General features: G+C 47.4%; 14 protein-coding genes. 10 read left to right on the top strand and 4 right to left on the bottom strand.

Translation table 11 applies throughout. From position 1 onward, the window contains the following. Nucleotides 1–25: 25 nt before the first annotated feature. Nucleotides 26–235: a hypothetical protein gene (locus ACHKAR_RS09250; protein ID WP_395417172.1), complete on the top strand. Its 210-nt coding sequence runs from the start codon at nucleotides 26–28 to the stop codon at nucleotides 233–235. Between the two features lie 19 nt (nucleotides 236–254). On the opposite strand, the gene ACHKAR_RS09255 is transcribed toward ACHKAR_RS09250, so the two are convergent. Further along, a complete protein-coding gene (locus ACHKAR_RS09255; protein WP_395417173.1) occupies nucleotides 255–1,238 on the bottom strand; it encodes a GlxA family transcriptional regulator in 984 nt (327 codons plus the stop codon). 142 nt (nucleotides 1,239–1,380) lie between these two features. Between ACHKAR_RS09255 and ACHKAR_RS09260 the strand changes: the two genes are divergently transcribed. From ACHKAR_RS09260 to ACHKAR_RS09300, 9 genes are all read left to right on the top strand, one after another. After that, a complete protein-coding gene (locus ACHKAR_RS09260; RefSeq protein WP_159579326.1) occupies nucleotides 1,381–1,806 on the top strand; it encodes an SRPBCC domain-containing protein in 426 nt (141 codons plus the stop codon). Nucleotides 1,807–1,841: 35 nt separating this feature from the next. Further along, the gene (locus tag ACHKAR_RS09265) at nucleotides 1,842–2,417 is read left to right on the top strand and encodes a dihydrofolate reductase family protein (RefSeq protein ID WP_159579324.1); all 576 of its coding nucleotides are present in this window, start codon (nucleotides 1,842–1,844) and stop codon (nucleotides 2,415–2,417) included. A 34-nt stretch (nucleotides 2,418–2,451) separates the two neighbouring features. Then, nucleotides 2,452–2,892 (top strand): VOC family protein, encoded by a 441-nt coding sequence (locus ACHKAR_RS09270; RefSeq protein ID WP_395417174.1) that lies wholly within the window; start codon nucleotides 2,452–2,454, stop codon nucleotides 2,890–2,892. 95 nt (nucleotides 2,893–2,987) lie between these two features. Beyond that, a complete protein-coding gene (locus tag ACHKAR_RS09275; protein WP_395417175.1) occupies nucleotides 2,988–3,404 on the top strand; it encodes a DoxX family protein in 417 nt (138 codons plus the stop codon). 82 nt (nucleotides 3,405–3,486) lie between these two features. Continuing rightward, on the top strand, nucleotides 3,487–3,954 hold the full coding sequence (locus tag ACHKAR_RS09280) for a MarR family winged helix-turn-helix transcriptional regulator (protein ID WP_159579320.1): 468 nt from the start codon (nucleotides 3,487–3,489) through the stop codon (nucleotides 3,952–3,954). A gap of 79 nt (nucleotides 3,955–4,033) precedes the next feature. Next, nucleotides 4,034–4,678, top strand: coding sequence for a dihydrofolate reductase family protein (locus ACHKAR_RS09285; protein WP_395417176.1), 645 nt, complete (start codon nucleotides 4,034–4,036; stop codon nucleotides 4,676–4,678). A gap of 358 nt (nucleotides 4,679–5,036) precedes the next feature. Continuing rightward, entirely contained in the window at nucleotides 5,037–5,486 is a 450-nt protein-coding gene (arr, locus tag ACHKAR_RS09290; protein WP_395417303.1) for an NAD(+)--rifampin ADP-ribosyltransferase, read from the top strand. A 51-nt stretch (nucleotides 5,487–5,537) separates the two neighbouring features. Beyond that, nucleotides 5,538–6,080 carry a dihydrofolate reductase family protein gene (locus tag ACHKAR_RS09295; RefSeq protein WP_395417177.1) on the top strand — a complete coding sequence of 181 codons (543 nt, stop codon included), beginning with the start codon at nucleotides 5,538–5,540 and terminating at the stop codon, nucleotides 6,078–6,080. Nucleotides 6,081–6,270: 190 nt separating this feature from the next. Beyond that, nucleotides 6,271–6,678, top strand: coding sequence for a cupin domain-containing protein (locus tag ACHKAR_RS09300; protein WP_395417178.1), 408 nt, complete (start codon nucleotides 6,271–6,273; stop codon nucleotides 6,676–6,678). 124 nt (nucleotides 6,679–6,802) lie between these two features. Here the strand turns inward: ACHKAR_RS09300 and ACHKAR_RS09305 are convergent, their stop codons facing one another. From ACHKAR_RS09305 to ACHKAR_RS09315, 3 genes are all read right to left on the bottom strand, one after another. Next, a complete protein-coding gene (locus ACHKAR_RS09305; RefSeq protein WP_395417179.1) occupies nucleotides 6,803–7,189 on the bottom strand; it encodes a hypothetical protein in 387 nt (128 codons plus the stop codon). A 27-nt stretch (nucleotides 7,190–7,216) separates the two neighbouring features. Further along, entirely contained in the window at nucleotides 7,217–8,392 is a 1,176-nt protein-coding gene (locus ACHKAR_RS09310; protein ID WP_395417180.1) for a hypothetical protein, read from the bottom strand. Nucleotides 8,393–9,466: 1,074 nt separating this feature from the next. Beyond that, nucleotides 9,467–12,190 carry an outer membrane beta-barrel protein gene (locus tag ACHKAR_RS09315; protein WP_395417181.1) on the bottom strand — a complete coding sequence of 908 codons (2,724 nt, stop codon included), beginning with the start codon at nucleotides 12,188–12,190 and terminating at the stop codon, nucleotides 9,467–9,469. Between the last annotated feature and the right edge of the window lie 46 nt (nucleotides 12,191–12,236).

Below are 12,236 nucleotides of genomic sequence, written 5' to 3' on the forward strand. Positions count from 1 at the left end.
CCAAAACAACAAGCTCTGGCAGGGTATGAAATGGACTCTGGTTGGCGCATCTGCCTCTAAAATAAAGCAATACTCCAATGCCCAAAAGATTTCCCGGATATTTGCAGCGCACCAGTCACCAGTCTCCGATGAATACCCCATTATCATCGATGAATCTATGAGTTTAAAAGACTTGGCACCCATCATTCAAACTTCTGCCCTATCTCATCTTGGAGGTGGAGTGAAACTTATATGAATCTCCTAGGGATCAAGCCCTACACCTCCACTTCGGCCATCTTATTGTACTTGTTGCGGTATTCTACGGGAGTGAGACCGGTGATCTTTTTGAACATGCTGCGAAAAGCCTTCGTGTCCGTATAGCCCACGTCAAACATCACTTCGTTGATGTTTTTGCGGCTGTTCTCAAACTGTCGCTTCGCGGCTTCTATTTTCACCCTATGGATGTACTCCTGCACTGTATTGTTGGTGGCTTGCTTGAACCTACGCTCGAAGGTTCGCCTCCCCACGGCCATCATATTCGCCAGATCATCCACCAGTATCCTGTCGGCAATGTTCCTTTCTATAAAATCCTGTGCTGTTTTGATGGCCTCATCGGTATGGTTCTTTTGTCCCTTAAACATGGAAAAAGCTGCCTGACTGTCACGATCAATATCCACAGCAAAATACTTGGACGCCAGAATGGCTGTTTCGCGATCGGTGTATTTCTCCAGCAAATGCAGCAGCAAACACCAGTAGGAGTTGGCACCACCACTGGAGTAGATGCGATGCTCCTCGGTGATCACACTGCCGTCCATCACTTCCACCTCTGGAAAGAGTTCCCTAAACTCATTCTGAAACCCCCAGTGAGTAGAGCACTTCTTCCCATCGAGCAGGCCGGTAGAGGCCAGCAGGAAAGCTCCAACACAGAGAGATGCCACCTCCGCTCCTTTTCCGTATTGCTGATGAATCCAAGGCAGCAGCGTTTTGTTTTGGGCAATGGCCGCCTGCATGTCGCCAAAAAGTGCCGGGATCAGTACCAGATCCGTCCTGTCTATGTCCTGCACCAGTCGGTCGGTATGGATAGAGTACCGGCCTTCATTGAGTTTAATCTCCTTTCTGGCCCCTACCAACTCTACTTCAAACAATGGTTCCTTCCCTGCGGCAGCTAAAAATTGATTGGCGGCCGAAAACAAATACTGGGGATCTGCTATGGCCTGCATCACAGAGGACTCTGGTACGAGAATGCTTACTGTTTTCATGGTTTCAGAAAATTAACACACATAAGAAACGAATCAACTAAAGTTAGAATGATTTGTCGCAAAACACCCCAATGCTGTCTTTTTCATACAGCAGTAGTCTCTAAAATGTAGGGCATCTTTGTCAAAACAAAACATCAAAAACATGACAACCAAAACAACAATTACGATCCACACCAGTATCAAAGCCCCTATAGAAAAGGTATGGCAACTGTGGAGCAATCCAGCTGACATCACCAAATGGTGTACCGCTTCGCCGGACTGGCACACCACAAGAGCCGAAAATGACTTGCGCACTGGTGGTAAATTTCTATCCAGGATGGAAGCCAAAGACGGCAGTTTCGGTTTCGACTTTAGCGGGGTGTATGACCTTGTAAAAACCCATGAGCAAATGGACTACACCCTGGACGATGGCCGGAAGGTAAACATCACCTTTGCAATGCAGGGAAACGAAACCACCATCACCCAAACCTTTGAACCTGAAAGCGAAAACCCCATAGACATGCAGAGAGATGGCTGGCAATCTATTCTGGACAGTTTTAAAAGATACGCAGAGGCTCAAAAGGGTTGAAACCCGACTTTCTTACACCTTCAAACTTTACCATCATGTCTACAAAAGTAATTTTCAACATAAGCATGTCGCTGGATGGCTACATCACCAGCCCGGATGACGACTCCAGCCAACTGCACAGCTGGTACTTTGGTGGGGATACACCACTGCCCGGAACACCCTTCAAGGTCTCTAAGGCCAGTGCCGAACTGATAGGCAAAGCCATGGCATCTGTAGGGACGATGGTTACCGGCCGGAGGACATTCGATGTTTCCCAAGCATGGGGTGGGCATCCACCACTTGGCGTTCATCACTTCGTGGTAACGCACCAGCCCGTAGCTGAATGGACAAAAGCGGACTCCCCTTTTACGTTCATCACCACAGGCGTAGAAGATGCCATCAGCCAGGCAAGAGCCAGTGCCGGCTCAAAGGCCGTCTGCATTAGCTCCGCCAGTATCCTGCAGCAGGCCCTGAAGGCAGGGCTGGTGGATGAGATACACATTGACCTGGTGCATGTCCTGCTTGGTAACGGGAAGCCCTTGTTTGCCAACACCTCGCAACCAAAACTGGAGTGCTTTAGGTCGGTGAATGGTACGGGGGTTACTCACCTGGCCTTTAATGTGATCCGGTAAGCCTTCTACCTCCGGTGATGCCTAATACTCAAGCATGATGGTTGCGATCGCTACTTACCTGACCTTCAACGGCAACTGCCGTGAGGCCATGACTTTTTATCAAAAGTGCCTGGGGGGACAATTGAGGTTTCAAACAGTGGGTGAATCCCCCTTATCAGAAAAGATGCCCGAGTCTATGAAGGCATGTATCGTGCATGCTTCACTTTCCAATGGCGTCATGAAGCTGATGGGTTCAGACATGGTGCCAGAGTCGGGGCTCCTAAAAGGCAATTCAGTCTCACTGTCCCTCACCTGCAGCAGTACAGCAGAGCTGACGCGGGTCTACCGAAAGCTGTCATCAGGGGGTCTGGCCAGTCATCCGCCAGAGCAGACCCGCTGGGGTGCCCTGTTTGGCGAACTCACGGATAAGTTTGGTAACCGCTGGCTCCTGAGCTGTGCCCGACACACCAGCACTGGAGTCATCAGCCCTTCATGAACGATCCCTGATCAAAAATTTGGTTAGATGACCGGACACCTAAGAAGAATTTTCAGCCATATGGCTATGCTTTTAAACGATTAATAAAACAAACCATGAAAAACACAAGACCCATTTCAAAAAGTCGCCGCTGGACAGCACGAACCATGAGCGGAATCGCCATTTTGTTTATGCTGATGGACAGCATCATGAAATTTATTCAGCCACCTACGGTAGTCGAAACCACGGTCGCCCTTGGCTTTGCCGAGGATCAGATCTATGTGCTGGGTATTCTTGGACTCCTCTCTACCCTCCTGTACGCACTTCCCAGAACCTCCGTACTGGGAGCCGTATTGCTCACCGCCTACTGGGGTGGTGCCATGGCCACCCACCTGCGTTTGGATAACCCCTTGTTTACGCACCTCCTTTTTCCTGTCTATCTGGCCATCCTGGCCTGGGGTGGAATCTGGCTGATCAATGAGCCATTGCGGGAACTGTTTCCATTTCATTTCCAGAAAGTCAAAAAAGACTAATCGCTTTATTGGAGACCGTTTGGTAAAAAGGTTTATTTATTATTATTTTAGCAACTAAACTATTTAGTATGTAAAATATAAAATGCCAAACGAAACCATTATTCAGATCAGAAAGTTGAGCCAACTATATGCATACTCCTCTACCCAGATGCACGAAGCAATAGGCCGAAAAGCCGGTCTCACGGGGACGGACCATAAGTACCTGGGTTTTCTGATCCAAAAGGGGCGAATGACAGCCGGTGAACTCACCACCCTGACTGGCATGACGGCCGGAGCGGTCACGGGGCTGATAGACCGGTTTGAAAAGAAAAAACTGGTAAAAAGACGACTGGACAAGAACGATCGGCGGAAGGTTTTCATCGAACCCAACACCGCAAATATTGTGGCGCTTTTAGAGCCTCTTTACAAGGATTTCCAGGACAGTACGGATGAGCTCTTTGCCTCATTTTCTGACACCGAAATCAAAACCCTTGAGGCCTATTTCCTGAAAGCTATCGAGATCATGAACGAAAAAACAAGTTCGCTGAGGTCAGGGATTACTCCCGATTAAAATCATGAATCATGAGTTCCGGGATCAATAGGATATACAGGTTTTTTAGATCAACAATTCAAAAACGAAGAAGTCAAGTATGAGCAAGGTTAAAGTAACAGCATTCTCGGTTTCATTGGACGGTTTTGGAGCCGGTTCTGATCAAAGTATGGAGAACCCCCTGGGTGTGGGTGGCGAGGAACTTCATGAATGGATGTTTTCTACCAAAAGGTTTCAGCAAATGGGCGGAAGAGACGGAGGTATGGAGGGAATAGACAATGAGTTTGTTGAAAAGTCATTTGAAAACATCGGTGCATGGATTATGGGACGCAACATGTTTGGCCCCATACGCGGCCCTTGGCCAAATGATGAATGGAAAGGCTGGTGGGGTGAGAATCCGCCATATCACGTTCCTGTGTTTGTTTTGACCCATCATGCAAGACCACCTGTCACCATGCGGGGAGGTACTATTTTTCATTTTGTGACCGGTGGTATAGAAGTCGCACTAGAAAAAGCCCGCGAGGTGGCTCATGGAAAAGACATCCGTATTGGCGGTGGGGTATCTACCATTCGTCAATTTCTGCAAGCCGGACTGATGGATGAAATGCACCTGGCCTTATCCCCCATCTTGCTTGGATCCGGCGAACCGCTTTTCGCAGGACTGGATCTACCCCAACTGGGATTTACGGATACTCAGGTCACCTATGGAGAAAAAGCGGCACATGCCTTTCTCAAGAAAAAATGATGATTCAAAGGTAGCTCCTGGCTAGATAAATGATTGGATCATATAATTACCAAACAATCAGTAAATGGAATTCAACCCCAACAACCACATTGTCAAACGCTGCCTACAGGGTATGGCCATGGAAGAGAACGACCAGCCCACAGCGGCCAACCGGCTGTTTCTTCAAGCCTGGAACGAAGCCACTAACGACTTTGAAAAGTTTATGGCTGCTCATTATGTCGCCAGACATCAACACAAGGTCTCCGATCGGCTGAAATGGCTGGAAACGACATTGACTTATGCACTGAAGGTAAACGACGACACGGTGGCGAGTGCTTTCCCCGCATTATATACCAATATAGGTCTCTGCTACGAAGAGCTGGGCGACGCAGACAAAGCCCAGGAGCATCATGCATTAGGGGCTTCATTTCAAGCCAAGCCCTCTGACAAAGGACCCTTTTACCACGGAACAAAAGCAGACCTGCAGGTAGGCGACTTGCTGGTAGCCGGAAACCTGTCTAACTACAAGACCGACCTCAAAATGAATCACATCTATTTCACCGCCTTAGCGAATAATGCTGGACTGGCCGCTGCCCTGGCCAACGGTGAGGGACGTGAACGTGTGTACATCGTGGAGCCCTCCGGGGTTTTCGAAAATGACCCCAATGTGACCGACAAAAAATTTCCGGGGAACCCCACCCGCTCCTATCGCACGGAGGCACCGCTGAAGATCGTGGGTGAGGTAGCCGACTGGGACAGACAAACACCAGAGGAGATCCAAAAATGGCGTGAAAAGCTGGCCAACAACAAGGGAGAAATTATTAATTGACTAAGCAGTAACCAGGTGACCCAACCTGACATTGCGCAACCAACAACAGGAATGAGAAACATACTATTAGATCTGGCAGTAACGCTTGATGGATTCATCGAAGGGCCCGAAGGTGAAATCGACTGGTGTATCATGGACGATGACATGGACTTTGAAGGGTTTCTGGCAGGTGTCGACACCATATTTTATGGCAGGGTCAGCTACGATGCCTGGGGCAATTTTCAACCCGATACCCAGGCCAGTCCGGCAGAGCAACGGCTCTGGAGAGCGGTTCATTCAATGCAAAAGGTGGTATTTACGAGCCAGCTCAGGCAAGATGATCGAGCCACCTTCATCAGCTCCGATCTGGTCGGAAAGGTAGCAGAAATCAAAAAGCAAGATGGGAAAGGTATCTGGCTCTATGGGGGCGCCGGCTTGATTACCTCGTTTATTCGGCACGGTCTCATAGACCGCTATAGACTCTCTGTACACCCCGTAGTGTTGGGAAGAGGAAAACCACTATTCAAAGACCTGAAAGAACGCTTGGGCCTAAAATTGATCGAGACCAGGACCTTCCAATCAGGAGTGGTGCAGCTGATCTACGAACCTGCTTAGTAGCCCAGGCTCAAACGCCATTTTTAGTGCTGGACATCACTAAGCCATCATACAGGTATTTCCCAACTAGCAATGCACAGCCTCCTAAATCCGTCTTCTGAGGGTTTGGAGTCCTGGAGTTTTGACTTATCTTGTTGCCTCCGGGTATTGTGACCACAACGGAGCCATTACTAAAACCTAACCTCAACCAATGAACCATAAGCACAACGCTACCGAACCGCTCGTTCTCCATGCCGGTGAAGGCAGAACCCATAACTGCGGGCGTATGACCGCCGTGTTCAAAGCCGACGAGAACGAAACCGATGAAAAATACAGCATTTCGGAGTGGTGGCTGGAGCCAGACACTGACGGGCCGGGTGCCCATCTGCATGAAGAAAATGATGAGGTGTTTTATGTTCTGGAGGGAACGGTCTCCGTGTTAATCGGGCAGGAATGGGTGCAAGCCAAGAAAGGCGCATTTTTAAGAATTCCCGCAAAGACCCTTCACGATTTCAAAAACCAGACGGAAAAGCGAGCCGGACTGCTTAATTTTTTCATTCCCGGAGGCTTTGAGCGAAACATGCCCGCTATCGTCAGCTGGTTCGAAAAAAACAAATAAACACTGGAAGGTGGTCATCCACGCTTTGTGATCGCCTTAAAAAAACCACACTGGTCGGGATACACAACTCCCCTCCTGGGTAAGTCATGGCCATTGGGGATGATCACCTATCACTCGATATCTTTTACAGGAAGGCATAAATAATCGCGCACCCAAATAGCATGGAGAATGGAGCAGTCAGTCGAATGTACGCGGGCTTGAGAATGTCTGCACACCAAAGGGCGTAATGATGATGGAGCCTCCTGGGGACGAAATATAGGATGAAAGAAGTGGCGATCATAAACCAACCCAGCAGGGTAAACACTTCAGGAAACTTTGACAACTCAGCGGATATAATGAGCCCAGCCGCCGGGATCATCCGAATGGTGATTTCGAAGTAGTTGATAAAATTGGTGCTTCCGGCTTTTCTGAGGTACTCCCGAGCCTTGAGGGGGTTCAGCAACATCAGAAAACCGACGTAAATCAGAAAAGCAGCAAAAAGGATCACGATGTACCTGGCCAGTTCAATCATTTTATCGGTTGTTTAAAGGGTCGATAATTAAGAATTGAAAACCAAATAAGAACCCTCTCTCAATTTATCTTCAATCTCCTTTTGGTCATTGCGAGCCCAATCCTTTAGGTTGATTTGATCCTCATGTATTCTCTTCAAAATAACTTTACTCACTACTGGAGCCGCATCTTTATTGTAGGTTGTCAAATAACCTCCAGATTCAGACATTCTTTTGAAGGTAATGGCCACGGGTCTTAATGATGAAGATGCCTGAATAATTACAAATTGATTATTTTCATATGACACCTTACCTGCATAGATATCTTCTCTGAATCCCTTAGATTTATCCTCCACCAATAGGATACCTTCTACATCTCTGTTTTTGTCTACATTGAGATAAAATCGATGAAATGTATCTGTAATACTATCGATGTAATAAACATAATACCTTCCAAAAAATCTCTCATTTGCCTCAACCATCGACTTGTTTATATTCAAATTTGCGTAGATCCTCTCATTGCCATTCTCTATGAATTCACGAATAATCTGGATGAGCCTCTCCACTTCCAAAGCTTGAAGCTGGCTTGAAGCAAACAATTCCCTTATATCCTCCAAGGTGGGCCTCCCTCTTTGATCACCCGTTTTTAGTTTTATTGGCTCGTCAGACAACTTTATCATTATTTCCCTGGTGGCTACAGGATGCACGTCGGAATTTTCACGGACAATAGTGGTGGTAAGCCCTTTGATAATAGTCTTATGATCCATCAATGCCATTAAGTGCTTTCTTTTACCTGTAGACACCAAATCGATGAAGTCTTCTCCTATAATCCCATTTTGAGTTAAAACAAAAGAAACATAATCGTGCCCGACTTTTACGGTTCCTTTATAAAGGCCCTCTCCACCTTCACGTAGCACTTCGAATTTATTTTCATTTTGGGTGACTGTCCACCTGAAAGAACTTAGATCTCCATCTGCATATACCCTCGAAAATGAAACCCAGGTACCAATTAATTTCTGAAGATTAGCAATTTCTAATCTCCGCATCAATTTGTCATTATAGTGCTTCAAACCCTCAAAATGCCTGTCGGCAAACTGGGTGAGTTTAATTCTTTTCATGTCATACAGAAGGTAATTATAGACAGCCTCCATACCCTCAGTCTCATGGATCTCCTTTTTGGTAATCACTCTACCCTCCGGCCTCACTTCCTGAACATTTGTCTTCACTTTGTGCAAAAGCCGATTTGAACACACTGTATCATTGCGCGAATCTGTACACAGATGCAAAGCATTGAAAAGGACACTATCCCTGTTATTGGCCAAATAGGCCAAAATAAAAAGGACTTCACCCTTGGCCTTGTCGTACAAAGACAACTCCATGATATTGCCTTTCATTGTGCCTTTTCCCTGATAATTCTTTGTGTTTCCATCCGAATCAAGCGAGTAGTACTCTGCCTTATAAAAAGCATCAAAATGACTTTCCTTCACTGCTAAATGGGTCAATATCAATGGTGCCTGAACAAACTTCTTCTTTATGGGATTAATGTAGTAGCAATAAAATGTTGACTTCTGACTACCCGAAGAACCTACTTTATGGAAATAGGTGAAAAATTGCTTGTTGATACTCCTTTGGCTCTTATTCTGCAATCTATTTACCAACAAAGTGACTACTAGTGTCCCAACTGCTGCCAGGAAGGCCGCTCTCAGCTCCCCAGCCGTAAAAATTAATTCCTCCATTGGCTTTTCTGATTATTTCAATGGTCAAATAAGGTGCATCAGGCCTTAACCATTTATAAATAGTTTCTTTGATCCTGCTCTATGGATGATGAACAACCCATAAATGCATACACCTTGCTCACCAATGATTTGATCCTCAGCATGATAAATATCTACACGCACGATATTTAAATATAACACAAACCGTATATATGATGCAACTACATACTTAAAATGACACCAATCATTCGCTCGAATATTAGAGGGAAGAGGGTTTTAAAGATGATAGAAACAAGCACCTGACAACCACAATGTTAAGTATGCTCAAAACCAAGACTCACAGATTTTACATCCTGATCAAACCATTATTGGCTATAGGGAATCTCACTGCTTTGTCTCACCCTTCGACGGAGCTCAGTGTGACAAAGCATGGCACAACTCTGAGTAGATCCTCTAGCCCTCATAGTGAGCTTGATGGGACTTATCATGACGAGCCCATTAAACCATCAGCACGAAGATTCCGGTATACTTCGTGCCTCAGAAACCGGAATGACGTTCTTTTCCCGCTCCGTCATTCCGATTCACCTATATATCCTCAAAATCCTCACGGGTGGTACCCGCACTGAAGTGGCGGATGTTGTAGGTAAACGTGAGCATGAAGTAGCGCTCCAGCACTGTGGACTGCTGATCCTCGATGTAAAGCTCAGTGATGTTTCTACGGGCGTTGTTGTTCTGCTGCAGGAGGTCGTAGACATTCACACTGATCTCAGCCAGATCATTCTTTAAGAACTTACGCCCCGCACTCATATTGAGCAGCATAGAGCTGTTGTCATAGCCCTCCGAGAGGCCGGTATTCAGCTGATGACGAAGGTCTGCCCGATAAACAAACCCGCCCAAGAAGACCCACCGGTATTTTAACCGGGTCGTTTGATTGTAGTAGTTGTTGTTGAGCGAAGGCCGCAATGAATTTTTAGCCACATTGTAACTGGATCGTGTGGATATGTTGACATCAAAGGTCTCGCTAATGTTGGTATTGAGCGACACCCCCAGGCGGTAGTTGTGGGCATCCGAAAAATTCAACACGTCGTTGACCAACCCGGGCTTTCTGGTAAAGTTCACACCCCCATTGAATCGGATATTGGACTTGATCACCTCCAGGGGATTTCCATAGCTCATATAAGACCTAAACTGATAATAACCATCCACATTGGCAGGTCGTGTGAACTGTGACCCCTGCTCCAGAATCACACCCTCAGCCACCTCCAGTGGCTCTTCAGCTATGAAGGTAGAGTTGGTGATGAGGTTTTGCGAAAAGGAAGACTCCACCGAGGCGTATAGCGACTTACCATTTTCAGGATCGCTCGACCAAAACCGGGCCCTTGCCTTATGGTTGTAGGTCTGGTTCAGGTCGGGATTTCCTGCACTGAGCTGCAGGGCATTGGAATTGTCAATCACATCCTGAAGATCCCCAATGGAAGGCTGTCTGGTGGAAGTACGATAACTCAGCTCTATGCGCTTGTCTTCGGAGAGTCGGTAATCCAGCCGTGCCGATGGCAGCAGACTGCTAAATCCCTTATTCAGGTCCGTCTGAGTGGGAAATACCTGATCGTTGGACATATCGGATCGCTGAAACTCTGTTTCTACCTGCAGTTTCAGCCCCTCGTTTTGCCACTGATACCCCACCTCAAACTTCTGGCGGAGGTATTCACTCTTGAAGGTATTGCTCAGCGCAGTATCCAGCGCATTGTAGTCACCCGATTCGTCGGCATCATAAGTGAGCTTATCCGAGTCATCAATGCGATCTCCGATTTCATACTCCAGTTCCATCATGCTGTGCTCGCCAAGTGGCTCGGTGTAAGAGGCCTGGACCTCCCACGAAATGCCTGTTCGGGAGCGAGTGGTTCGCTGATCAAGTATGCCCAGGCTATCGCTTTCGTTGAAAAACTGGTTTTCGGCATAGCGCCTGGATCGGTCCTCGTTGGTATGCCACCCCGTGTGTAGTCGCGAGGTGAAGCTGCGTCCCTTTTTGCCAAACTTCCGGCTATAGTAGAGGTTATTGTCATAATCATAGTCCTGATAGCTGGCCGTGGCTGTATTATCCGTAGCATTCACCGGACTGGAACCAGAAGTGGTTTGGCCTAGAAAATCATTGATACTTTCCTCATTTCTGAAAGAAAGATGCGGACGCATCAGCAACACATTGTTCTCATTGATTTTGTACTCCAGCTTCAGACCCAGCCTGTGTGCAACATTCAGGCGGTTGGTATAGCGATCTTCGGAGTAAATCTGGCCGGAATCTGAGGCCAGGGCATAATCTCTCAGCTTGCGCTCAGTTTGTTCATTCTCCTCTCTCGAAAATTGATAGTTTCCATTCAATTCAAATTTTGAACCCAGGTGATCACTAAAGTTAATGCCCAGGTTATTGGTTTTGATCAGCCCATTGGCATTGATGTTATCCCCCATACTGCCGGGGTCTGCAGAGTAGTTGGTCGTGTTGATGTTGTTGCTCAGTCCGGTGACGGTAATCCTCCGGTCGTTATTGAAAAAGTTGACACTGGCGCCACCCTGATAGGTACCGCCAGTCCCCACACCGATGGTGGATTTACCAAACTGGCCCACCCTCCGACTGGGCTTGGTAATGATGTTGATGGCCTTTTGCTGCGCACCGTCATCAAAACCACTGAGGGCCGCCTTGTCACTCTTTTTGTCAAAAATCTGAATACTGGCCACCACATCCGCGGGCAGGTTTTGCAGAGCGGCATTCACATCCCCTCCAAAAAAAGGCTTGCCATCCACCAAAATCACCTGGATGTCCTCACCATTGGCTTGTAGCTTTCCATCCTGCGTGCTGATGCCGGGTAGTTTCTCAATCAGTTCCTGACTGGAAGCATCGGGGGCCGTCTTGTAGGCCCTGGCACTAAACTGCGTGGTGTCACCCTTCTGCATGGCTGCCACGGGCTTGCCCACCACCTCAACGGCCTCCAGCACCTTGGTATCCTCCACCAGTGCCAATGTGCCCATGTCCAGGTTTCTGGTCAGGTCTATCTTTTGGTACAGCGTCTGATAGCCAATAAAGTCCGCTTTGATCAGGTACGTACCGGCACTTAAGCCACTGATCTTGAAATGACCCTCATAGTCGGTGATGCTCCCCTTGATGATCGAAGAGTCGCCGGGGTTTTGGACCACCACCGTGGCACCCGGAAAAGTAGACTGATCTTCCTGGCTTTGAATGCTGCCACTGAGGGAAAATTCCTGCGCGAGGAGTGGGAAAATAATGCAATTGACCGCAATGAAAATGAGGTATTTCATGGATTCCTTTTCATTTTTTGTGCCAGCCAATCCGCCAGCATACCTG

Origin of the sequence: Marinoscillum luteum (assembly GCF_044005705.1) — a bacterium.
Lineage (GTDB): Bacteria > Bacteroidota > Bacteroidia > Cytophagales > Cyclobacteriaceae > Marinoscillum > Marinoscillum luteum.

What these genes read in the sequence shown, in the direction of transcription:
- ACHKAR_RS09250 (WP_395417172.1), top strand. Translation starts at nt 26, where the DNA reads ATGAAATGGACTCTGGTTGGCGCATCTGCCTCTAAAATAAAGCAATAC.
- ACHKAR_RS09255 (WP_395417173.1), bottom strand. Translation starts at nt 1,238, where the DNA reads ATGAAAACAGTAAGCATTCTCGTACCAGAGTCCTCTGTGATGCAGGCC.
- ACHKAR_RS09260 (WP_159579326.1), top strand. Translation starts at nt 1,381, where the DNA reads ATGACAACCAAAACAACAATTACGATCCACACCAGTATCAAAGCCCCT.
- ACHKAR_RS09265 (WP_159579324.1), top strand. Translation starts at nt 1,842, where the DNA reads ATGTCTACAAAAGTAATTTTCAACATAAGCATGTCGCTGGATGGCTAC.
- ACHKAR_RS09270 (WP_395417174.1), top strand. Translation starts at nt 2,452, where the DNA reads ATGATGGTTGCGATCGCTACTTACCTGACCTTCAACGGCAACTGCCGT.
- ACHKAR_RS09275 (WP_395417175.1), top strand. Translation starts at nt 2,988, where the DNA reads ATGAAAAACACAAGACCCATTTCAAAAAGTCGCCGCTGGACAGCACGA.
- ACHKAR_RS09280 (WP_159579320.1), top strand. Translation starts at nt 3,487, where the DNA reads ATGCCAAACGAAACCATTATTCAGATCAGAAAGTTGAGCCAACTATAT.
- ACHKAR_RS09285 (WP_395417176.1), top strand. Translation starts at nt 4,034, where the DNA reads ATGAGCAAGGTTAAAGTAACAGCATTCTCGGTTTCATTGGACGGTTTT.
- ACHKAR_RS09295 (WP_395417177.1), top strand. Translation starts at nt 5,538, where the DNA reads ATGAGAAACATACTATTAGATCTGGCAGTAACGCTTGATGGATTCATC.
- ACHKAR_RS09300 (WP_395417178.1), top strand. Translation starts at nt 6,271, where the DNA reads ATGAACCATAAGCACAACGCTACCGAACCGCTCGTTCTCCATGCCGGT.
- ACHKAR_RS09305 (WP_395417179.1), bottom strand. Translation starts at nt 7,189, where the DNA reads ATGATTGAACTGGCCAGGTACATCGTGATCCTTTTTGCTGCTTTTCTG.
- ACHKAR_RS09315 (WP_395417181.1), bottom strand. Translation starts at nt 12,190, where the DNA reads ATGAAATACCTCATTTTCATTGCGGTCAATTGCATTATTTTCCCACTC.